Annotated in this window: 24 protein-coding genes and 4 pseudogenes; 23 read left to right on the plus strand and 5 right to left on the minus strand. The window is 41.4% G+C overall.

The window, feature by feature from the left end; translation table 11 throughout:
* The first annotated feature begins 127 nt into the window (after window positions 1–127).
* Window positions 128–802: an ABC transporter ATP-binding protein gene (locus KQI87_RS06775; protein WP_006426335.1), complete on the plus strand. Its 675-nt coding sequence runs from the start codon at window positions 128–130 to the stop codon at window positions 800–802.
* On the plus strand, window positions 799–3228 hold the full coding sequence (locus tag KQI87_RS06780; protein ID WP_216459502.1) for an ABC transporter permease: 2430 nt from the start codon (window positions 799–801) through the stop codon (window positions 3226–3228). The genes KQI87_RS06775 and KQI87_RS06780 overlap by 4 nt, the downstream gene beginning before the upstream one ends.
* Before the next feature lie 159 nt (window positions 3229–3387).
* Here KQI87_RS06780 and KQI87_RS16960 read toward each other — a convergent pair whose 3' ends face one another.
* A complete protein-coding gene (locus KQI87_RS16960) occupies window positions 3388–3597 on the minus strand; it encodes a DUF6061 family protein (protein WP_216459529.1) in 210 nt (69 codons plus the stop codon).
* Between the two features lie 161 nt (window positions 3598–3758).
* Between KQI87_RS16960 and KQI87_RS06790 the strand changes: the two genes are divergently transcribed.
* From KQI87_RS06790 to KQI87_RS16555, 7 genes and pseudogenes are all read left to right on the plus strand, one after another.
* Window positions 3759–5093 carry a TrkH family potassium uptake protein gene (locus tag KQI87_RS06790; protein ID WP_216459503.1) on the plus strand — a complete coding sequence of 445 codons (1335 nt, stop codon included), beginning with the start codon at window positions 3759–3761 and terminating at the stop codon, window positions 5091–5093.
* 13 nt (window positions 5094–5106) lie between these two features.
* The gene (locus KQI87_RS06795; protein ID WP_216459504.1) at window positions 5107–5754 is read left to right on the plus strand and encodes a potassium channel family protein; all 648 of its coding nucleotides are present in this window, start codon (window positions 5107–5109) and stop codon (window positions 5752–5754) included.
* A gap of 21 nt (window positions 5755–5775) precedes the next feature.
* Window positions 5776–6318: a LysR substrate-binding domain-containing protein gene (locus tag KQI87_RS06800; RefSeq protein WP_216459506.1), complete on the plus strand. Its 543-nt coding sequence runs from the start codon at window positions 5776–5778 to the stop codon at window positions 6316–6318.
* Window positions 6319–6408: 90 nt separating this feature from the next.
* Window positions 6409–6987 (plus strand): annotated as a pseudogene (locus tag KQI87_RS06805) (histidine kinase); the annotation flags it as partial.
* A 65-nt stretch (window positions 6988–7052) separates the two neighbouring features.
* Complete coding sequence (locus tag KQI87_RS06810; RefSeq protein ID WP_216459508.1) at window positions 7053–7817, plus strand: threonine/serine exporter family protein; 765 nt, start codon at window positions 7053–7055, stop codon at window positions 7815–7817.
* Window positions 7814–8260, plus strand: coding sequence for a threonine/serine exporter family protein (locus tag KQI87_RS06815; protein WP_216459509.1), 447 nt, complete (start codon window positions 7814–7816; stop codon window positions 8258–8260). Before KQI87_RS06810 ends, KQI87_RS06815 begins: the two co-directional genes overlap by 4 nt.
* A 249-nt stretch (window positions 8261–8509) precedes the next feature.
* Window positions 8510–8854, plus strand: a complete 345-nt coding sequence (locus KQI87_RS16555) for a response regulator (protein ID WP_216459511.1) — start codon at window positions 8510–8512, stop codon at window positions 8852–8854.
* Window positions 8855–8891: 37 nt separating this feature from the next.
* Here KQI87_RS16555 and KQI87_RS06825 read toward each other — a convergent pair whose 3' ends face one another.
* Together KQI87_RS06825 and KQI87_RS06830 are read right to left on the minus strand one after the other, a co-directional pair.
* Entirely contained in the window at window positions 8892–9479 is a 588-nt protein-coding gene (locus tag KQI87_RS06825; protein ID WP_216459513.1) for a chromate transporter, read from the minus strand.
* Entirely contained in the window at window positions 9476–10048 is a 573-nt protein-coding gene (locus KQI87_RS06830) for a chromate transporter (RefSeq protein ID WP_216459514.1), read from the minus strand. The genes KQI87_RS06825 and KQI87_RS06830 overlap by 4 nt, the downstream gene beginning before the upstream one ends.
* A 167-nt stretch (window positions 10049–10215) precedes the next feature.
* On the opposite strand from KQI87_RS06830, the pseudogene KQI87_RS17185 reads away from it, so the two are divergent.
* The 5 genes and pseudogenes from KQI87_RS17185 to KQI87_RS06850 all read left to right on the plus strand — a co-directional run.
* Window positions 10216–10455: pseudogene (locus tag KQI87_RS17185) on the plus strand (MarR family transcriptional regulator); the annotation flags it as partial.
* 162 nt (window positions 10456–10617) lie between these two features.
* Window positions 10618–10941: pseudogene (locus KQI87_RS17190) on the plus strand (ABC transporter ATP-binding protein); the annotation flags it as partial.
* Between the two features lie 141 nt (window positions 10942–11082).
* Window positions 11083–12669 (plus strand): DUF1002 domain-containing protein, encoded by a 1587-nt coding sequence (locus tag KQI87_RS06840; protein ID WP_253292404.1) that lies wholly within the window; start codon window positions 11083–11085, stop codon window positions 12667–12669.
* The gene (locus tag KQI87_RS06845; protein ID WP_216459516.1) at window positions 12659–13204 is read left to right on the plus strand and encodes a GNAT family N-acetyltransferase; all 546 of its coding nucleotides are present in this window, start codon (window positions 12659–12661) and stop codon (window positions 13202–13204) included. Before KQI87_RS06840 ends, KQI87_RS06845 begins: the two co-directional genes overlap by 11 nt.
* A gap of 176 nt (window positions 13205–13380) precedes the next feature.
* Window positions 13381–14583: a class I SAM-dependent rRNA methyltransferase gene (locus KQI87_RS06850; protein ID WP_216459517.1), complete on the plus strand. Its 1203-nt coding sequence runs from the start codon at window positions 13381–13383 to the stop codon at window positions 14581–14583.
* Here the strand turns inward: KQI87_RS06850 and KQI87_RS17525 are convergent.
* A pseudogene (locus tag KQI87_RS17525) lies at window positions 14553–14714 on the minus strand (DUF6783 domain-containing protein); the annotation flags it as partial. The gene KQI87_RS06850 and the pseudogene KQI87_RS17525 sit on opposite strands and share 31 nt — an antisense overlap.
* Here KQI87_RS17525 and KQI87_RS17195 point away from each other — a divergent pair.
* The 3 genes from KQI87_RS17195 to KQI87_RS06860 all read left to right on the plus strand — a co-directional run bounded on the left by KQI87_RS17195 (window position 14646) and on the right by KQI87_RS06860 (window position 15810).
* Entirely contained in the window at window positions 14646–14792 is a 147-nt protein-coding gene (locus KQI87_RS17195; RefSeq protein WP_320813771.1) for a DUF6783 domain-containing protein, read from the plus strand. The pseudogene KQI87_RS17525 and the gene KQI87_RS17195 overlap by 69 nt on opposite strands.
* 21 nt (window positions 14793–14813) lie before the next feature.
* Window positions 14814–15320 (plus strand): flavin reductase family protein, encoded by a 507-nt coding sequence (locus KQI87_RS06855; protein ID WP_216459519.1) that lies wholly within the window; start codon window positions 14814–14816, stop codon window positions 15318–15320.
* 79 nt (window positions 15321–15399) lie between these two features.
* Window positions 15400–15810, plus strand: a complete 411-nt coding sequence (locus tag KQI87_RS06860; RefSeq protein WP_216459521.1) for a hypothetical protein — start codon at window positions 15400–15402, stop codon at window positions 15808–15810.
* On the opposite strand, the gene KQI87_RS17530 is transcribed toward KQI87_RS06860, so the two are convergent.
* A complete protein-coding gene (locus tag KQI87_RS17530) occupies window positions 15794–15880 on the minus strand; it encodes a DUF6783 domain-containing protein (RefSeq protein WP_441039109.1) in 87 nt (28 codons plus the stop codon). The two genes, KQI87_RS06860 and KQI87_RS17530, sit on opposite strands and share 17 nt — an antisense overlap.
* Between KQI87_RS17530 and KQI87_RS17200 the strand changes: the two genes are divergently transcribed.
* The 6 genes from KQI87_RS17200 (at window position 15854) to KQI87_RS06885 (ending at window position 22141) form a co-directional block, all read left to right on the plus strand.
* On the plus strand, window positions 15854–15940 hold the full coding sequence (locus KQI87_RS17200; protein ID WP_334300726.1) for a DUF6783 domain-containing protein: 87 nt from the start codon (window positions 15854–15856) through the stop codon (window positions 15938–15940). The genes KQI87_RS17530 and KQI87_RS17200 overlap by 27 nt on opposite strands.
* Complete coding sequence (locus KQI87_RS06865; protein WP_216459523.1) at window positions 15925–16767, plus strand: DUF5685 family protein; 843 nt, start codon at window positions 15925–15927, stop codon at window positions 16765–16767. The genes KQI87_RS17200 and KQI87_RS06865 overlap by 16 nt, the downstream gene beginning before the upstream one ends.
* Window positions 16764–17411, plus strand: coding sequence for a DnaJ domain-containing protein (locus KQI87_RS06870; RefSeq protein ID WP_216459524.1), 648 nt, complete (start codon window positions 16764–16766; stop codon window positions 17409–17411). The genes KQI87_RS06865 and KQI87_RS06870 overlap by 4 nt, the downstream gene beginning before the upstream one ends.
* A gap of 106 nt (window positions 17412–17517) precedes the next feature.
* Window positions 17518–18504: a diaminopimelate dehydrogenase gene (locus KQI87_RS06875; protein ID WP_216459525.1), complete on the plus strand. Its 987-nt coding sequence runs from the start codon at window positions 17518–17520 to the stop codon at window positions 18502–18504.
* A gap of 271 nt (window positions 18505–18775) precedes the next feature.
* Window positions 18776–20248 (plus strand): N-acetylmuramoyl-L-alanine amidase family protein, encoded by a 1473-nt coding sequence (locus tag KQI87_RS06880; RefSeq protein WP_216459526.1) that lies wholly within the window; start codon window positions 18776–18778, stop codon window positions 20246–20248.
* A gap of 450 nt (window positions 20249–20698) precedes the next feature.
* Window positions 20699–22141, plus strand: coding sequence for a C40 family peptidase (locus tag KQI87_RS06885; protein ID WP_216459527.1), 1443 nt, complete (start codon window positions 20699–20701; stop codon window positions 22139–22141).
* Window positions 22142–22400: the final 259 nt, after the last annotated feature.

Below are 22400 nucleotides of genomic sequence, written 5' to 3' on the forward strand. Positions count from 1 at the left end.
TTGAAAGTGAAATGAAAGATTGTCCTGATACAATTTGGATGTAGGTTGAAAAATGACCAAATATATAAACAGGCAAAGAAAGCGTGCTGAAAAGGTACGCTTTACAGAATTGAAAAGGAGGCAACACATGAGTGTGATATTAGAAACCAAGCAGCTTTGTAAGTTTTATGGCGCAGGTGAGAATCAGGTCAAAGCGGTCAATCAGGTGGACATTCAGATTGAGCAGGGAGAATTTGTCGCAATTGTTGGAAAGTCAGGTTCCGGTAAAAGTACATTACTTCATATGCTTGGAGGGCTAGACACCCCGACAAAAGGCAGTGTTACTTTAGCAGGGAAAGATTTATACAGGATGAAGGAAGATGCCCTTGCTGTTTTCCGCAGAAGAAAAATCGGATTTGTTTTTCAGGCATTTAATCTGGTTTCATCTGTTAATGTCTGGGAAAATATTGTACTGCCACTGGGGCTGGATGGAAGAAAAGTGGATGAAGCGTATGTAAATGATATTATTGCAACTCTGGGGATTGAAAACCGGATTTATAATCTGCCAAATCAGTTATCCGGAGGACAGCAGCAGAGAGTAGCAATTGCAAGAGCACTGGTGAATCGTCCGGAAATTATATTTGCAGATGAGCCGACAGGAAATCTTGATTCTAAGACCAGTGATGAGGTAATCGCTCTGCTTAAGATGACAGCAAAAAAATATGGACAGACAATTGTAATGATTACCCATGATGACGAAATTGCACAGGTCGCTGACCGTATTCTGGTGATTGAGGACGGACAGGTGGTGGATTTCAGATGAAGACAATAAGCAGGATTGCATATAGCAATGACAAAAGGAACAGGACAAGAAGTATACTGATCATGATGGCAATCTGTCTGACCACGATGCTGCTTGTTATCATCAGTACTGTGGGAAATGGGGTAATTCATTTACAGAAAAGTCAGGCGGCAAGCTCATACGGAAGCAATTACGGCCTGTTTATCGCCGCAGATGGTACGCAATTAAAAGAAGTGGAACGCAGAGCTGAGATATCTGATATCGGCATCATGTGTACGGAGGGCATCCTGAAAGGAAATGAAAATGGCGGCTTTGTCAGTGCGGATGAAACGGTCAGGAAAATGCTTCCCTATAATCAGGAATATGTGTTGAAGGAAGGTACCTATCCGGAAAAGTCGCAGGAAATTGCCGCAGGACGCGCTTTCTTTGATGCAGTGGGATACCATGATGTAAAGGTCGGAGACACCGTAACATTGGAGTACCGTTCCGGCATGCAGTCGGAATACGCACCGGTGGAATTTACTGTCAGCGGGATTTTATATGACCGGGATGAATATACCATCGAGGCTTCCTATGTTGTATTCGGTTCGCAGGATTTTTATAATGAGCGTGTTGCGGAGGGTGACAGGCAATATAATACCTATTTTACCTTGAGCGATTCTGCAAATGTATCTATGAATAATGTTGCGCCTGTTATAAAAGAAATCGCGGATTCCTGCGGCATTGACCAGAAAAACGTGATCATCAATGACCTCTACCTGCAGTGGGTATTGCAGCCGAGCTATGAAATGATTGTGGTTTGTGGAACCCTGATCCTCGGAATCGTGCTGTTTTCCGTTGTGGTCATTTATAATATCTTCCAGGTCGGGATCGCCCAGAAGGTTCAGGAGTACGGAAAAATCAAGGCGCTGGGTGCAACCAGAAAGCAGATGAAGCAGTTGATCTTTCGTGAGGGCATTCTTCTGGCGGTTCCTTCGATACCGCTGGGGCTGCTGTTTGGTTTCCTGATTGCAAAAGTCAGCTTCAACTGGCTGGTGGAGCAGGGAAATCTGGTATCGTCCGGAATCAAGAACCATCAGGTGCCTCTGTTTTCACTGACAATTATGCTCATCTGCATTTTTGTATCGTTTCTTACGGTCGTTTTGGCTTTGCGCAAACCCATGAAAATTGTTTCCCGGATTTCACCCATCGAAGCGACACGGTATCTTGACGGCTCCAAAACACAAAAACAGGGCAGACGAAAAGGCAGAAAAGATGTCACCGTTTTCTCCATGGCAATGGCAAATGTGACAGGCAATCCGAAAAGAACCATTGCTACGATTCTTACCATGGGGCTTTCCTGTGTATTGTTTGTAATTATCTCTAATTATGTTGGGAATATTGACACGGAGCACGAGGCGCGGATTGCAATCAACCATGGACAATTTGAGTTGCAGCTGGATTATTCCCAGAATTATGATGAAGCCTATTCGGAGAATAATCTGGACACAATCCTACAGAACAACCCACTGAATGATTCTTTGATTAAAGAAATCAAATCCATCCCCGGTGTAACGGATGTACTGACGAGAGAAATCGTCTCTGCAGATTTGAATGGAACAAAATTTCCGGTTGCAATCGTAAATCAAGAGGATTTTGAAATGATGCGCGGGGATGGCGATATCGGTTCCATGGACTATGCACAGGCTGTCAAAAACGGGGATGTTTTCTTTGGCTGGTCCATGTGGATGGAAGCTGACGGGTATTCTGCGGGTGCACCGATTACATTCAACTTTGATAACGGAAGCGGAACCTATACCTATCATGGAAAAATCGCAGGCTCCTTTGTAAGCGCGGACACTTATCTGGTCATTCCGGAAGAAGTATACCGCTCTGTAAATCCGAAAGGGACATCTTATGGATACCTGTGGGTGGATTGTGCTAAAAAAGATGTGGCATCTGTAGAGCAAAGCCTGAATGACCTGCTCTCCGATACTTCTCATATCAAGCTGAACACCTATCACGCAGAATTGCAAACCGCAGAATACGCAAGCCGTATGATGAAGCTTGGCTGCTATCTGTTCATGGCAATTGTCGGTCTCATTGGGTTTATGAATCTGGCAAACACCATGATCATCAATATCACCACGAAGAAGCAGGAATACGGTGTGCTGCAAGCGGTAGGCATGACCAATAAGCAGTTGAATCTGTGCTTACAAATACAGGGCTTGATTTTTACGGTTGGCACCATCTGCGTCGCACTTGCTGCCGGTCTGCCCCTTGGCTATGCACTGTTTTCCTATGCGAAGCATAATGGGATTTTTGGAATGAACGTTTATCACGTTCCTCTTATCCCGATTCTTGTTATGATTCTTCTGGTTGGTATTCTACAAATTGTGCTTTCCTGTGTTTTAAGCAGTAATCTGAAAAAGGAAACGCTGGTAGAAAGAATAAGGTATCAGGGATAGCAAGTATTGCTGGGATATCCTCAGTATCATAACAGGAATTAAAAGCACTTGGCTTCAAAAAGTTTTGTACTTTTGACAAAATGCAACCGATTTTTCATCAATTATAATAAATTTGATTAAGCAGCCTGTGTGTAATGAAGCATACAGGCTGCTTGCATTTTATAACTCTAATAAATCTTCTGCATCTACCCACATCTGTAAATTGCCCTCAAGATATAATCTCGCATATTCAAGTGGTTCATCGACTGCAAGTGAAGTCAATGCACAGTCTGATCCGGGTGTGGTTTTTAAATCCTTTTCGGCTTCCCAGCAGTCAATGCGAAGCATATAGCCAACATTTCTGAAAGTCAATTTGATGTTGGACGGTATCCTGTAACGAGTGCTTTCAAAAGATGAGCAAAAGATTTCAGACTTCTGCTCATCTTTATACAATCTTAATTTCAAAACAAACTTACTTACGCCCATTTAACACAAATAAAGATAGAATAAAGGAAATATAAAAAAGAAATTAAGATTATGGGGATATAGTTATGCAACAGACAAACAGATCAAGACATCGACATATAACATCATTTCAAGTGATTAGTTTAGGGTTTTTATCCGTGATTCTCTTAGGTAGTCTGCTTTTGATGCTGCCGATTGCTACAAAAAGCGGTCAGTGTACCTCCTTTTTGGATGCTTTGTTTACCGCAACTTCTGCGGTTTGTGTGACGGGACTGGTTATTAATGATACGGCAACCTACTGGTCTTTATTTGGCCAAGGAGTTATTTTACTGCTGATTCAAATCGGAGGTATGGGAATTATTACGATTGCGCTTGCTGTTGTTTCCGGACGCAAAATCGGGTTGATGCAGCGAAGTACCATGCAAGAGGCAATTTCGGCTCCAACGGTGGGTGGTATTGTGCGGAGAACGCAATTTATTATTCGGACTACTATTCTTATCGAAATCATTGGTGCGGTTCTTTTAGCCCCTGTTTTTTGCAGGGACTTTGGGTTTTGGAAAGGAATATGGTATTCACTGTTCCATTCTATTTCTGCTTTTTGCAATGCAGGATTTGATCTAATCGGTATAAGAACCCCTTTTTCCTCGTTGACCTCTTATTCTGTACAGCCGATTGTAAATCTTGTAATTATGATGCTGATTATTGCAGGAGGTATTGGATTCCTTACCTGGGAGGATATAAAGAATCATAAATGGCATTTAAAAAAATACCGGATGCAAAGCAAGGTGATTTTTATGGTAACAGGAATATTGATATTCTTACCGGCTCTTTACTTTTTTTATTTTGAGTTTTCAAATGTGCCTCTTACAGAAAGAGTATGGGTTTCCTTGTTTCAATCCGTTACGCCGAGAACAGCAGGATTCAATACGGCAGATTTGACTTTACTCAGTGAAGTTGGGCAAATGCTTATCATTATGCTGATGCTCATCGGTGGATCGCCTGGTTCCACTGCAGGTGGTATGAAAACGACAACTCTTGCAGTTCTCGTTTCATCGGCATTATCTGTATTTAGAAAAAAGGAACACACCCATTTTTTCGGCAGACAAATTCCAGATGGCACTATCAGAAATGCAGCTACGATTTTTTTGATGTATATCGTTTTATTCCTTGTCGGAGGAATGGTAATTAGCAGAACAGAAGATATTCCACTTATGACCGCTTTGTTTGAGACGGCGTCGGCAATCGGGACGGTAGGGTTATCGTTGGGAATAACTCCTGACCTGGGGCTTGTTTCCCATATAATCTTGATTTGCCTGATGTTTTTTGGCAGAGTGGGAGGATTGACCTTGATTTTTGCTACCATTTCTGAAAAAAAGCCTAACGGTTCAAAATATCCTCAGGAAAAAATTACAGTAGGTTAAGGAGAATAAAAAAATGAAATCAATATTACTTATCGGTCTGGGAAGATTCGGACGGCACATTGCTATAAAATTAGATGAATTGCATCATCATGTGATGGCGGTAGATAAAGAAGATACTCGAGTTGATGCTGTACTTCCCTTTGTAACTAACGCTCAGATTGGGGATGCGACTAATGAGGATTTTTTAAGTTCGCTTGGTGTTGGAAATTTTGATGTTTGTATTGTGGCTATCGGAGATAACTTTCAGAATTCATTGGAAGTAACGTCCCTTTTGAAGGAACTCGGTGCAAGAATGGTGGTGTCTCGTGCCGCTCGTGATGTTCATGCAAAATTTCTTTTACGAAACGGCGCAGATGAAATTGTTTATCCCGAAAGGCAGCTTGCCGATTGGGTTGCGATCCGTTATAGTGCTGATCATATTTTCGATTACATAGAACTAGATGAAGAACATGCAATCTTTGAAATATCTATACCAGGAGAATGGATAGGAAAAACAATCGGTCAGTTGGATATACGAAAAAAATATGACATCAATATTATGGCGCTGAAAACAAATGATATTATGAATTTGAAAATAAGTTCCGATACGCAGTTGTTAAAGGGCAGTACCATGCTTGTTCTTGGGGAGACGAAACATATTCAAAAATGTTTTCATATTTAATTTTTGAAAGAAGTTGGTGATATGAAAGACTTTGTTTTACTTATAGTGGTATTGGCAGCATTTATTTATGGTTATTTTCTTATGGAAAAGCTGGATAAATTTCTCAAGGAAAATCAATCCCAAAAACTTATTTTAGATTCTAAGCTCAGGATTGGATTTGAAACACCTGCAATCATAGATTCTATTGCAGATCTATTAGAACAATTTTCAAGCGAATACCCAAACTATGAGCTGAACCTGTTCTACGGTTCTGTAAGTGAAATAATAAATGGGCTGGGAAATAATAAACTTGATTTTGGCTTTATCATAGAAAATTCCAACGATATTTTGAAAGATGAGTATTGTTCCTTATCCCTTCAAATAAAGCAAAGTGTCATTACTCCAGGCTCTATAGACATTGCGGTACATCCCATCAACACGATTGAGAAACCAGTGAGAGTGATATGGCAAAATGACATTAATTGTATGAAGGGTCTATTTGTCGAAAAATTGCGTGATTTTTTGGATCGTTTTCCGCTTTCATCTACACGCCCGAATGGAAAAAAAGAAGAAAAGGTGGTATAATCTTTATGCGATTTTAATGTCAGTGCTAAAATGCTTTTCTGAAATTTACGTATTATTCTATATAATGTTTTTGTATAAGGAGATGACCGTATGAGTGAAAGCAGACACAATCCGGATCAGTTATTAAAGGAAATCCAAGCTGATGAAGAAAACCGTAATAAAGGACATTTGAAAATCTTTTTCGGATATGCAGCTGGTGTGGGTAAAACCTACGCCATGTTAGAAGCAGCTCATATGGAAAAACAGCAGGGAATTGACGTGATAGCCGGTTATGTAGAACCCCACGCACATCCCAAAACAGCAGCTCTTTTAAATGGCTTAGAAGTTCTTCCTACAAGAGAAGTTTTTTATAATGGTATGATACTAGACGAATTCGACATTGGCATGGCGTTGAAAAGAAAACCACAGCTTATCCTTGTAGATGAACTTGCGCATACGAATGCCGAAGGATGCCGTCATGCAAAACGGTATCAGGACATTAAGGAACTTTTGAATGCAGGGATTGATGTCTATACGACTGTCAATGTTCAGCATATTGAAAGCCTTTGTGATACAGTTGCATCCATTACGGAAATTGTTGTACGGGAACGCATCCCGGATTCTATTTTTGATAATGCAGATCAGGTTGAATTAATAGATATTGAACCACAGGATTTGATCAACCGTTTGAATACATGTGGAGACAGTGGTGTCACTTCGTCGTAAATAAATGTTTCTGATAAGAGGTAATCGCTATGCAAACGTCTAAAGATTTTTTGCATATTTTTCTTGATATGGGTGATGCACTGTTAAATAGCGGTGCGGAGATTTTTCGTGTGGAGGATACACTGAATCGAATGGGCTATGCCTGCGGGGCTGCTCAGATGAATGTTTTTGTGATCACTTCCAGTATTGTTATTACTATGGAATTTCCAGGAGAAGGAGCGCGTACTCAGACTCGCAGGATCCGTGAAGGCGGTGGAAATGATTTCACCAAGCTGGAACAGCTGAATGATCTGAGCCGCCGTTTCTGCAGTCATCCTGTTTCAGCAGCAGAACTTCGAAAAGAATTTGATAAAATCAATATAAATAAACCAAATCCTTTCTGGAAACTTCTTGGAAGTCTTCTTGCAGCGTGCAGTTTTGCACTTTTCTATGGTGGGAGCATTCCAGATACGATTGCAGCAGGGATTGGAGCTGTTCTTATCTGGGGATTGCAGCAGTATCTTCGTCCGGTGTGTATGAATGAAGTGACTTTTCAATTTGCAGCGTCTTTTCTTACAGGCTGCGCGATCTGCGGATTTACTGTGCTCTGCCCGTTTCTTCATATGGACAAGATTATGATCGGTGATATCATGCTCCTGATTCCGGGACTGATGTCAACAAACGCGATCAGGGATGTTCTTATTGGTGATACACTTTCCGGAATTATCCGTGTAATTGCCGCTTTACTCCTTGCTGCGGCACTGGCACTTGGATTTATGGGTGCGATCATTCTGTTTGGGAGGCTGGGACTTTGAACACAACGACAGTGATACAGCTGATCACCGGAGCCATCGGTTCTGTGGGATTCGGAATTCTCTTTCATATGAAAAGTAAATATCTGCCGCTGGCAGCTGCCGGCGGCTTCTTAAGCTGGTTGGTGTTCCTCCTGGGGAAGGGGCTCTGGGGAAATGTTTTTCTCCCGTCATTGCTGGCTGGTTTTATGGTAGATGTGTATGCGGAAATTCTGGCAAGGATCTGTAAAGAGACTTCGACCTCTTTTTTTGTCACTTCTGTGATTCCGCTTATTCCAGGAAGTACGCTTTATTACTGCATGAACAGTATTGTAGAAGGAAATACGGTACGCGCACTGGGATATGGGCGGGCTACCTTTCTCTTTGCCTTTGGAATTGCGGCAGGTATGAGTATTGCGTGGGCGATTTGCTATTTCCTCAGAAGTATAAAGAAAAAACAAAACTGACTGTGGATTGTAAATTTGCTCATTTATAGTATTCATATGGAATCTGATCAGGAGCGAAGATGAGAAATCGGGAATTCTGCTGAAAGCATATTGGATACTTGAAGTGATAGCTATGGGTGCACTGACTTTGAATCTGCATTTTGGATGGTTTTATTCCATTGACAGCAGTAACGGATACAGCAGAGGCGACTATTATCGAATGACTCATATTGCACCCATCTGCTGAGTCTTATCAATGACATTCTGGACATGAGCCGCATTGAAAGCGGCAGTGTAAAGCTGGATGAGAAACAGGTGCATATGCCGGATCTTCTTCATGACCTGCGCACCATGATCCAGGGACTGATCAATTCCAAACAGCAGAAGGCTTATATTGTGGATTATCTTATGCCTGATATGAATGGAATCGAAACCATCCGCAGAATCCGCAGAGTGATTGGAGAAGATGCAGCGATCATTGTGCTGACTGCATATGACTGGACTGATTTTGAAAAAGAAGCAAGAGAAGCCGGCGCAACTGCTTTTGTTGCAAAGCCTATTGACATGAAATCGATAGCAAAAATCCTTGATCAGATTTTCATGGACATAAAGTAATATAATTCAGAAATTAATTAAAAAAAATGTTGCTGGTTTAATTCCAGAGGAGAATTCCAAGCCCTGCAGACAGCAGGATCATCAGGATTGGTGAGGGATTTCTCTTCTGGAATTTTTTGTACAGAAAATGAATTGCGATAAGGATCATAAATACGCAGACAGAACGTAAATCCGGGTGGAAAGCAGAAGTTCCGGTCTGATCTGAAGCCTGTTTCGTGTATCCTGCCAGTGATGGAAGTGCCATACGGACTGCAGTTGCCAGGATCATTGCCACCACGCAGGGACGAATACCAGACAAAAACGCATTTACACTGGCGTATTGCATAAGATTTTTTAAAACTGCGGCAATCAGCAGAATAATAAAGAATGACGGCAGGACCACTCCGAGAGTTGCCAGAAATGCGCCCAGGATCCCGCCCTGCGAAGAGCCGATAAAAGTTGCCATATTGACAGCGATAGATCCCGGAGTAGATTCGGAAACAGCAATGAAATTCAGAAATTCACTTTCCGTAAGCCATCCATTGGACAGAACCGTATCCCGCACCAGTGAGATCATTCCATATCCTCCGCCAAAAGACAGTGCACCGATCATAAAAAAGTTCAGAAACAATTTTATATAAATCATTTATGTATATTTTCCTTTCTTATTTTCTGCAGAAAATAAATAAAAACTCCTGTTGCACCACAGAATAGAATATAAAAAACAGAAGAAAAAGAAACGGCAGTAATTGAACAGATCAGCATAGCTGCCATTACAGCACACAGAATACAGGTGTTGAGTACATTTTTCTCCAAAGCCTTTAACATGTTGATTCCGGTAGACAGGATCAGGTAGATCACACAGACTTGAATTCCCTTGAATGCACAGGCAACGTAAGTGAAACTTAAGAACCGCTCAAAGAAAAGGGAAATACAGTAAATAATAAGAAAAGACGGGATACATACTGCAAGAGTAGCCATTGCTGCACCGGAAAATCCGGCAAGGTGATAACCAATATAAGTAGCACTGTTGATCGCAATGGGGCCGGGAGTGGACTCTGCGACAGCAACCATATTTAGAAATTCGTCATGTTCAATCCATTTCTTCTTTTCAATCACTTCATTTTCAAGCAGTGCGATCATTGCATAGCCCCCGCCGAAAGTGAAAGTACCGATTTTCATAAATGTCAGAAATATTGTTAAAAGTTTTTTCATACAGGCAGTTCCTCCGGGGTATTGTTCCTGAGTTTCTGCTTATTATTATATCTTTGTCTGAAAGGTGCGTCAATCAGTTGTTATGAAAGTGAAGCGTAGTAATTGCCTGACTGTTGTTTATTGGTAGTATCCTATAAGTTACTGTTCGCATGCAAAGGACAGAAACTATGTCAGATAAACTTCATGATAAAATTTACCAGATCAATTGTCTGACGGAGGAGGTTGATTCCCTGTATCATCAGGCCGCATTAAAGCTGGGAGTATCAGACAGTGTGATGTTTGTTCTCTATATGCTTCACATTGGCGGTGAGAAATGTCTCCTCTATGACATATACAAATTATCCGGTATCAGTAAACAGACCATCAATTCTGCCATCCGTAAACTGGAGAACGATGGCATTGTATATCTTGAGAAACATAACGGAAAATCCAAGATCGTATGCGTTACAGAGAAAGGCAAAGCTTACATTGCACAAACAGGAGCAAGACTTGCAGAAGCAGACTGCGCCACACTGGAAACAGCATCCTCACACTGGATCCCGGAGCTGGTCGGAGCCTGCATTTCCACTGCACTGTTTGTATCCGGTGCCCAGATGATCCTGAAATTCGGCATCGCAACCGTTGCCCTGACAGGAAGTATCCTCCTTGCAAAGGGTGAGATTGATGTCCTGACATTCTTTCTGTTCCTGCTGCTGGTATCCAGACTTTACGACCCGATGCAGATTTCCCTGCAGAACCTTGCAGCGATCATTTCCGCAGATGTGCAGTGCAAACGAATAGATGAAATCTTATCCCACGACATCCAGACCGGAACAGATCAGCTTACAAACAAGGGATATGACATTGAATTCAACCATGTAGGCTTTGCGTACAACGACAGAGAAGCCGTACTGTAGAAGAGATATTTTTTTGCGTCCTATTAAAAAGAACAATAATAATTACAAATATCCTCCCAAACGTGCTATAATACCCATATCAATCCGAATAAAAGATTTTACCTAAAAATCCAAACACATATCAGGGAGGTTTCTATTATGAAAAAAGCAAAATCAGCCGCAGCACTTTTATGCAGCGCATGTCTGGTATTTTCCGGCACAGCAGTACCGACAATGGCAGATTCCATGAAGGTCGTAACACTCGGAGCAGACCTTTCCGATGAACAGAAGAACACAATGATGAAATACTTCAACGTAGACAGCAGCCAGGTGCAGATCCTCACCATCACAAATCAGGATGAGAGAGATCATTTAAGCGCGTATGTTCCAATCGAACAGATCGGAACCAGAACCGTAAGCTGCGCATACGTTAAGCCAACCCAGTCCGGAGGTATCAAGGTACGTACAGCCAACCTCAACTGGGTAACCTGCAACATGATCGCCACCTCACTTTCCACATCTGGCGTAAAGAACTGCGAAGTAGTAGCAGCCTGCCCGTTTGAAGTATCAGGAACAGGTGCGCTGACAGGTATTCAGATGGCATACGAGACCGCCACAGGCGAACAGCTCGACAGCACAAAGAAAGAGCTTGCAACAGAGGAAATGGTAGTAACCGGAAATCTTGCAGATGAAGTTGGTAAGAATGATGCTACAACAGTTATGAATAATTCCAAAATGCAGGTAATCAAAGACAACGTTCAGAATGCAGATGAAATTTATAATATTGTAGTTAATGTAGCACAGGAAAACAACGTAAATCTGGACTCCGACCAGATCAACAAGATTGTAGACCTTCTGGAACAGATTGCACAGGAAGACTACAATTATGATGATGTAAAAGCAACTCTGGAGCAGGTTGACCAGAATACTTCCGGTGACAGCGATTCCATTGGCGATATTGCAGACGAAGAAGATGACACGGTAAATGCCGGTGACACAGTAGACGGAGATGATATCTTAAGCAATGTTGATAACAGTGCACTGGGCGGAGATGTAGTAGAGAGTTCCACAGAAAATCCTTCTCTGGAACAGGAAACAGGTCTGATCGAGGATACTTCAGATGATCAGAATGATGAAGATCTCAGTGAGACAGAGGAGCCGGAAGAGACTGGCAGCGACGAGACAACAGATGACAGTACACTTGGCAATGTAGATGAAGAAGAGGATCCTACAGAAACTGTTGATAATGCATCAGCAGCAGATGAACTGGATACTTCTGCACTGACAGATGATCAGCTTACTTTATTTAACAGAGTTGAGAACTTCTGCAAGGGCGAATATGAAGGCGATACAGAGGCTCTTACAACAGCAATGGAAGATGATTCCGCATATGCATCTGTAAGTCTTGATTCTGAAAATGGAGCAGCTCTTTCAAAAGAAGTAGAAAAAGCATATCTCAAAGTGCTTACTGATGGAACAGATTCCTATCAGGCAGACGGAACTGAAATTTACATGAGCACAGAGCTTAATATGGTAGACAAAGCAATGAAGGATATCTTCGGATTAAACGCAGATGTACAGGCAAGTCCGGAACTCAGTGAACTTTCTGATGATGACAGACAGACATTATACAATGAAACAATGAAGTTCTTTGAGAAACTTTACGGAGAGAGCACAGAGACTTACAACACTGAAGATGCAGAAACAGAAGAGACTGCAGAAGACAGTGAGGATTATGCAGAATAATCGGTACAATCATATGGGAATTCATTTTGTTATAAGAAGAGCAGATGAATCAGATGTACCTGAGATCATGACGATCATGAACGAAGCGAAGAATGATATGGCTCATCCGGAATGGTTTGTAGCTGATGATGAGAATTATATCCGAGAACATCTACAGGGAAAGGGTTATGTGATTGTTGCAGAATCTCCAATTGGCGGGATTGCAGGCTTTTTCGTTGTAAAATATCCGGAAGATGAGGAGAATCTGGGAACTTATCTTGAGTTTGACAGAGAACAGCTTGCTCATGTGGCAGTCATGGATTCTGCAGTTGTAGGCAGTGTATACAGAGGGAATGGATTGCAGGAACAGATGCTGGAAGCAGCAGAAAGTTTGCTGGATAAAGAGAAATATTATTATCTGATGTGTACGATCCATCCGGATAATGAATTCAGCAGAAATAATATGGAGAGTCATGGATATAAAGTAAAGAAGATTGCACTCTGCTATGGCGGTCTTCCAAGATGTATACTTCTGAAAAATCTGAGAAAATGCTGAAAAAACAATAAAAATAAAAGAAATTAATAAGAAACAGCCGGTGAAATTTCTGTGATTTCGCCGGCTGCTTTGTGTTATGTGTAGAAAAAAGAAAATGAATGTGTTAGAATGGGTTGACTGGAATAAGAAAAACAGAATGACTTTACAGATAAGCATAAAAATGAGGAGGAACAAGAATGGGAATGGCAGTAGTAACCTTGAAAAAAGGTGAAGGACGACTTCTGAAATCTGGTGGGATGTGGATTTTTGATAATGAGATAGATACGATCATGGGAAGTTTTGAGAACGGAGATATGGTACTCGTCCATGACTTTGACGGATATCCGATGGGAAGAGGATTCATTAACACGAATTCTAAGATCACAGTACGATTGATGACCAGGGACGAGAATGTTGAGATCAATGAGGAACTTCTGGAGAAACGAGTGCGTGATGCATGGGAATATCGTAAGAAGGTAGTAGATACAAGCAGCTGTCGTCTGATCTTCGCAGAAGCAGATTTTCTGCCGGGTCTGGTAGTAGATAAGTTCTCTGATGTACTGGTGGTACAGTCACTTGCACTGGGAATTGACCGTTTCAAAGAAACAATTGTAGAACTGATCAGGAAAGTTCTTGCAGAGGATGGTATCATCATCCGTGGCGTTTATGAGAGAAGTGATGTCAAGGTACGCAAACAGGAAGGAATGGAACTGGTGAAAGGTTTCATTGGACCGGAATTTCCGACACTTGTACAGATTGAAGAGAATGGTGTCAAATACGAAGTAGATGTCAAAGACGGACAGAAGACGGGATTCTTCCTTGACCAGAAATATAACAGACTTGCGATCCAGAAGCTCTGTAAAGGTGCAAAAGTTCTGGACTGCTTTACACATACAGGTTCTTTTGCGTTGAATGCTGGAATTGCAGGCGCTGCCAGTGTAACAGGTGTGGATGCATCTCAGCTTGCAGTAGATCAGGCAACTGCCAATGCAGCATTAAACGGATTATCCGACAAGGTGAAATTTATCTGCGAAGATGTCTTCGAACTGCTTCCGGAACTGGAAGAAAAGGGTGAGAAATTTGACGTGGTGATCCTGGATCCTCCGGCATTCACCAAGTCCAGAAATTCTATCAAGAATGCGGTAAAAGGCTACAGAGAAATCAATCTTCGTGCAATGAAACTGGTCAAGGACGGCGGATTCCTGGCAACCTGTTCCTGTTCTCATTTCATGGATTATGAACTGTTTACCAGAACCATTGGACAGGCAGCAAAGAATGTACACAAGAGACTGCGCCAGGTAGAATACAGAACGCAGGCGCCGGATCATCCGATTCTGTGGGCAGCAGATGAGTCTTATTATTTGAAATTCTATATTTTCCAGGTCTGCAATGACAGATAGAAGTTTTGCATATGGGCAGGATCGTTAAACAGTGAAAGATTAATGATCACAGATACTGAGAGATGCTGCACGCCCCACTTTGCGGTATAGTTTGCCCGAATTTGGTTGCCGTAGCCCGCTACGACGCCCTCATCCGAACAAAATCTTCCACAAATTGTGACGCACATCTTGCAGAAAGCTTTTTTCAAACATGCGCTAGACAACAGTAAAAAGAAAGTGAGGACATGACAATGAGTTTTAAAGAAGTAAAACCAGAAGAACTGACAATGAATCCATTTACCAAGATTGGCAAAGAGTGGCTTTTGATCACCGCAGGAAATGAAGAGAAATGCAATACCATGACAGCAAGCTGGGGTGCAATGGGGGTTATGTGGGGAAAGAATGCAGTGACTGTATACATTCGTCCACAGAGATATACAAAGGAATTCGTAGACAGAGAAGATACTTTTACAATCTCTGTCCTCGGAAGTGACTATCGCAAGGCATTAAATTACTGCGGTACTGTTTCCGGAAAAGGCACAGATAAGATTAAAGATGCAGGTCTGACACCATATTTCACAGATGGAACAGCAGGAATCGAAGAAGCGGACATGATCATGGTATGCAGAAAAATGTATCATGACGACATCAAACCAGAATGCTTTGATGCACCGGAGAATGACAGTAAATGGTATCCACAGAAAGATTATCATACGATGTATATCGCAGAAGTTCTGAAAGTTCTTGTAAAAGAATAGAAATACACATGAAAGACAAGGCGTGGAAACGCCAAGATGCTGTTGTTTACAATGGAAACAGCTAAAAAAGAGGTAATTTATGAGAGACAGATTAAACAAATTCATGCAGGGACGTTACGGAGTCGATCAGTTTGCAAGATTTACTCTTGGTGTGGCACTTTTTGTTATTGTAGTAGGTTCTTTTATAAGAAGAAGTGCGGCAGGCAGTGTTCTGGATATGATAGGCATGATTCTTATCATCTATACATACTTCAGAATTTTGTCCAGAAATGTCTCAGCCCGCTATGCAGAAAACCAGAAATATCTCGGTTATACGCAGAAAATTCGAGGCCAGTTTAACCGAGAGAAGAGTATGATGGAGCAGAGGAAGACGCATCATATTTATACCTGCCCTGGATGTGGACAGAAGATCCGCATTCCGAGAGGAAAAGGACAGAAAGTAGAGATTGAGTGTCCGAAGTGCCATCAGAAGTTTATAAAAAGACGCTAACTACGACAACCGAATTCGGGCAAAGTATACCGCAAAGTGGGGCGTGCAGATTGCGGGAATGATTTTTCAAACACGCTCTAGGAAGCAGGAAAGAAATCAGAAGCAGGAGGAAACATGTTTGGTTATGTAGTATTAAATAAGCCAGAGATAAAGTTCAAAGATTTTGACTTATATCGTTCTTTTTACTGTGGTCTCTGCAGAGAACTGAAAGACAGATATGGAATATCCGGACAGATTTCCCTGACTTATGATATGACTTTTGTCGTGATCCTGCTGAGTGCGCTTTACGAGCCAGTTACACAGAAAGGTGAGACCAGGTGTATCATTCATCCGGTACACAGACAACCGGTCCGGAGAAATGAAGTGACGGAGTATGCAGCAGACATGAACGTACTTCTTACCTATTATAAATGCAGGGATGACTGGGATGATGAGAAAAAAATCACAGCGCTTGGTTATTCGAAAGTTCTGCAGGGAAAAGTGCGAAAGCTGGATCAGAAATATCCGGAAAAATCGCGACGGATACAGAAATATCTGGCAGAGCTTTCCACAATGGAGAAAGCCGGAGAGAAAGATATAGATAAGATGTCAGGATGCTTTGGTAAAATCATGGAAGAAATTCTTGCATGGAAGTCCGATGTGTGGGAAAGTTCACTGCGGAGAATGGGATTCTTTCTTGGCAAGTTTATCTATCTTCTGGATGCATATGACGATGTGGAAGAGGACATAAAAAATAAAAATTACAATCCTTTTTCCGAACAATATATAATGGAAGCATTCGATGAGCAGGTTCGTCAGCTTCTGATCATGATGATGGCACAGACCTGTAGGGAGTTTGAGAAACTTCCTATTATAGAATATACAGATATTTTGAGAAATATTCTTTATTCCGGCGTATGGGTACGTTTCGAGATGATCCATAAGCAAAGAAAAGAATCAGGGGAGAAAAAAGAATGATCGATCCGTATAGTATACTTGGGATTTCTAGAGACGCATCCGATGATGAAGTGAAGAAAGCATACCGCAAACTGAGCAGACAGTACCATCCGGATGCCAATATTGACAATCCAAACAAAGAGCAGGCTGAGGAGAAATTCAAACAGGTTCAGCAGGCTTATGAACAGATCATGAAAGAGAGAGAGCAGGGAACCGGATATGGAAACTATGGCAGCTATAATTACGGCGGCTTTGGCGGATTTTCCGGTCAGACAGATTCCGGATATCAGGATGAAGAGACGATACGCAGACAGGCAGCGGCAAATTATATCCAGAGTGGACATTATCGTGAGGCTATGAATGTACTGCAGTCACTTCAACAGAGAAACGGACAATGGTATTATCTGTCCTCCATGGCAAATATGGGACTTGGAAACAATGTAAATGCATTGAATGATATTAAAGAAGCCGTCCGGTTAGAGCCTGATAATGCACAGTATCGGATGCTCCAGCAGCAGATGGAAGGCGGCGGAACCTGGTATCAGGAGATGCAGAATCCATTTGGCGGCATGCCGACAGGTGGAGATGACTATTGCATGAAGCTGTGTCTGGCAAATTTAGCCTGCAGTTTATGCTGTCCAGGCGGCGGGGTGTTCTGCTGTTAAGGTGTCCGATTGGTCAAAAAATTCAAGTTGGTGATTGACAACTAAAAGTGAAACTATTACTATATTAAAGTGGTGAAACAATAAAGGACACAGGAGGAAATCAATAATGAGTATTCGTGTTGGTATTTTAGGCTACGGTAATCTTGGCCGTGGTGTAGAGTGTGCAATTAAACATAATCCAGATATGGAGCTGGTGGCAGTATTTACACGCCGTGCTCCGGAAACAGTTAAAATCCTTACAGAGACAGCTACAGTATACTCTGTAAACGATGCTGAGAAAATGAAAGATAAGATCGATGTTATGATCATTTGTGGAGGAAGTGCAACAGATCTTCCGAAACAGACACCAGAATATGCAAAAATGTTCAACGTAATTGACAGTTTCGATACACATGCAAGAATTCCAGAGCACTTCGATGCAGTAGACGCTGCTGCAAAAGAAGGCGGACATATCGGAATTATCTCCGTTGGCTGGGATCCGGGAATGTTCTCACTGAACCGTCTCTATGCAAACGCAATTCTTACAAATGGTAAAGATTACACATTCTGGGGCAAAGGTGTAAGCCAGGGACACTCAGATGCAGTTCGCCGTATCAAAGGTGTTAAAGATGCAAAACAGTATACAATCCCTGTAGAATCCGCACTGGAAGCAGTAAGAAATGGAGAGAACCCAGATCTTACAACAAGACAGAAACATACAAGAGAGTGCTTCGTAGTTGCAGAAGAAGGCGCAGATCTTACACAGATCGAGAACGATATCAAGACTATGCCAAACTACTTCTCAGACTATGACACAACCGTACATTTCATTTCTGAAGAGGAACTGAAACGTGACCACAGCGGAATTCCGCATGGTGGATTCGTAATCCGTTCCGGTAAAACAGGCTGGAATGATGAAAACAATCATGTGATCGAATACAGCCTGAAACTGGATTCTAATCCTGAATTTACTTCTTCTGTACTTGTTGCATATGCAAGAGCTGCATACCGCATGAGCAAAGAAGGACAGACTGGTGCGAAGACAGTATTTGATGTAGCACCTGCATATCTGTGTGCTGCTGACGGCGCTGAATTAAGAAAACATTTGCTGTAATAGTGAAAAGAGACAGAGTCTTTGTGGACTTTGTCTCTTTTTTTCGGGTTTGGAATGTGAAGATTTAGTGAATGTTTAACATATTTTTACTTCTCTGTTGACTGAATATTGAAAGTGTAATATAATAGGGTCATAGAAACGTAACAACATTGTAAAAAAGTTTCGCAAGGTTTGGAGCGTATCTGAGAAATATGAGCGATATCCGATGATATCTGCCATTCGTATTTTTCAGACACGCTCTGATAATGAAAAGAAGAAAAGGAAGGTATGTATGCAAAACGTAAACAAGAAGTTTAGAATCTGGGGAGTACTTCTGTTTCTGCTGTTATTCGCCGTAGGATTTTCAATGCATCTGACTACTGCGAAGGTACATGCAGCGACGAAAACCGGTTTTGTAACTATCAACGGAAATTCATACTACATAAACGAAGATGGCTCTAAGCAGAAGGGCTGGCTGGAACTGAATGGTAAGAAGTATTACTTTAATACAACAACCGGTATTCAGGTAAAAGGCTGGGTAACAGACAGCAAGGGTCGTAAGAGATATTTCAGTAAAGGTGTCGGTGTTATGATGACCGGCTGGGTAACAGATTCAAAGGATCAGAAGAGATACTTTGACCCGTCTACAGGTTTCATGCAGACCAAATGGCTGACACTGAACGGTAAGAAATATTATTTCTACAGCAACAGTGGTGTAGCTGCCTGCAAGACATTCCTTACAGACAGTAAATCCAATACAAGATATTTCACAAGTGCATGTTATATGCTTACCGGATGGACCAAGAACTCCAGTAATGAGTACAGATACTTTGAAACAGAAGACGGAGTTATGGCAAAAGGTTTCCAGACAATTGATGGCAAGAAATATTATTTCAGTACAGGCAGTGGTAAGATGGCCGTTGGCTGGACCACCATCAGTGGAAACAAATATTACTTTGACAAAGAAACAGGTGTGATGGCTACCGGAGATGTAACAATTGATGGCACAAAGTATCATTTTAATACAAATGGTGTATTGAGTAATACAACAAGCCCTACAGGTTCAAAGACAATCAAGAATTATCTTGCAGGTGCATTACAGCCGGTTGGACAGGCTCTTTATGTATGGGGCGGCGGCTGGAATGATTCCACAAGAAAGGGAACAAGCCAGACAATGACTGATTTCTACAATAGTCAGAGCAGTAGTTATGATTATAACAATTACAGGGACCTCAGCACAGCAAATCGTGCCAAAGGTTTTGACTGTTCCGGTTTTGTAGGCTGGGCAGCATATCAGGTAATGCAGAGCAAATCTGGTGTCGGAAGTGGATATACCGTTGTTTCTGGTGAGGTTGGTTCTTATTACAAATCTCTTGGATGGGGAAGCATCCTTACGCAGGCAAATCTGGCCAGTGATGACTGGACAGTATATCCTGGTGATGTAGGATATGACAGCGGCCATACATGGATCATCCTTGGTCAGTGCAAAGACAAGAGTGCGGTAATTGTACATTCTACACCGAATGCAGGCGTTCAGATCGCCGGTACACCAACTCCTTCAGGGGATTATTCAAGTCAGGCAATTACTCTGGCACAGAAGTATATGTCCAGATATCCTGGATTTACTAAATATGCTTACCATACTTCCTCTGGTAACTATATCAGAAGAGGTAATTATCTGAGATGGAACAGAAGTACACTTTCAGATCCTGACGGATATCTGAATATGACAGCAGACCAGATTCTTGCAGATTTGTTCAGCTAAGAATTGAATAACAGACACATTGAGGAAGCAGTTTCTATAAAAAAGAGGCTGCTTCTTTTGTGTTTTAAATTAAGAAAACAGTGAATGCAGATGATTTGGTTGCAATACTTGAATCTAGCAAGTTTACGGTTCAATTGAGAATGTGTATTTGATAGCACAAAAGCAATATATTTAACCAATAAACTGAGGAGAGGTTATTCGTTTATGAGTAAGTAGTGAAGCCGATGATTTTATCCGTTTGAATGTTATAGAAACACAATATAATATGTTTGAATTGTATATCAAAAAGATAAGAATAACAAAAAGATTAATAAATGTTACAGAAATATAAAATTTATAGTAAATAACACTTGCGTTAATGATTACAATATGTTAATATGTATAAGAATTAACTTAGATGTTACGCAAGTATTAATAAATGGAAAGAAAATGTTACGAGGGTGAGAATTCATGAAGAAAAGAATTGTATGTCTTACATTAGCACTTCTGATGACTGCAACACAGGTAGTTAGTGTAAGCGCTTCAAGAGAGGATGAATTAAGAGAAGAGCAGGCGATCACAAGTCAGCAGCTCGATGCTACTTACTCCAGAATGGATGAGCTGGCATATGCGAAATCACAGCTTGAGAATGAGATTTCCGAACTGGATTCTAATCTTGTAAGTGTTATGGTTTCTATCGATACTCTTAAAGGAGATATTGATAACAAAGAAGTAGACATTATCAGAACGAAACAGGATCTGGCGAAAGCTCAGAAGGCAAGAGATAAACAGTATGAGAGTATGAAACTGCGAATTCAGGCATTATATGAGCAGGGTGGCGATACAGCCTGGTTCCAGATGATGCTGAATTCAGAAGATCTCAGTGATCTTCTTACACGTGCTGAGAATACACAGCAGATGTATGAGCAGGACAGAAAGAATCTTGATAAATATGTAAATACAATTAATGAAGTAAATAATCTCAAGACACAGTATGAATCTGAGAAAGCAGAGCTGGAAGAGATGAAAGCTTCTTATGAAGAACAGTCTTATAATCTTCAGTGCCAGATTGATCAGAAGAAATCTGAATCCGCAGACTATGAAAATGAAATCGCTTATGCACAGCAGCAGGCTACAGAATATGCAAACCTGTTAGCAGAGCAGACAGCAGAGATTCAGAGACTGGAAGCTGAGAGAATCGCAGCAGAAGAAGAGGCAAGACGTCAGGCAGAGGAAGAAGCTGCAAGACAGGCCGCAGAGGAAGCAGCAGCAGAAGAAGCAGCAGAGCAGGAACAGGAATCTGATTCAGAAGAAGACGTAGAATATGATGAAGATGGTAATGAAATTGATAACAGTGATGATGAATCCGAGTCCGATTCAGATGAAGATGTGTCAGAGGATGATGTAGAGTACGACGAGGATGGTGATGTTGTTGATAACGCATCTTCTTCCGATGATGTAGAATATGATGAATATGGCAATGTAATTGATTCAGATAATACAGTATCTGCAGAGGATTATGAGAGTGAACAGTCATCAAGTTCAGAGAGTTCAAGTTCTTCTTACTCAGGAGCAGGATCCTCAGTAGTAGACTATGCAACACAGTTTGTTGGAAATCCATATGTATGGGGAGGCACAAGCCTTACAAACGGAGCTGACTGTTCAGGATTTGTTCAGAGTGTATATGCGAACTTTGGAGTAAGCCTTCCGAGAACTTCTTATGAACAGCAGAATGCCGGTACAGAAGTTTCCTACGCAGATGCACAGCCGGGAGATTTGATCTGCTATGGTGGACATGTTGCAATCTATATGGGTAATGGACGTATTGTTCATGCATCCAATTCAGTAGACGGTATTAAGATCAGTGATAATGCTGCATACAGAACAATCGTATCAGTAAGAAGACTGGTGTAATTAAATAAGTATAAATAATTAAATTTATAGGGGTTGAAAGGGAGTATTAACAATAAGTTGATACTCCTTTTCATATATGCTTGCGAAGCATGTTAATGAGAACGGAATGAACAGTAACTATTATAGTTACTGTTCACAGGCAATGTCATTAACTTAAGAGATTGTTGCTTGTTAAACGGGCAATGATCTCTCTGATACCTACTTGATATTTTCTAAAATATTACTTGACAAATACTCCTCAATATGCGGCGTTATTACT

It is taken from the genome of Blautia sp. MSJ-9 (assembly GCF_018919065.1).
Taxonomy (GTDB): domain Bacteria; phylum Bacillota; class Clostridia; order Lachnospirales; family Lachnospiraceae; genus Blautia_A.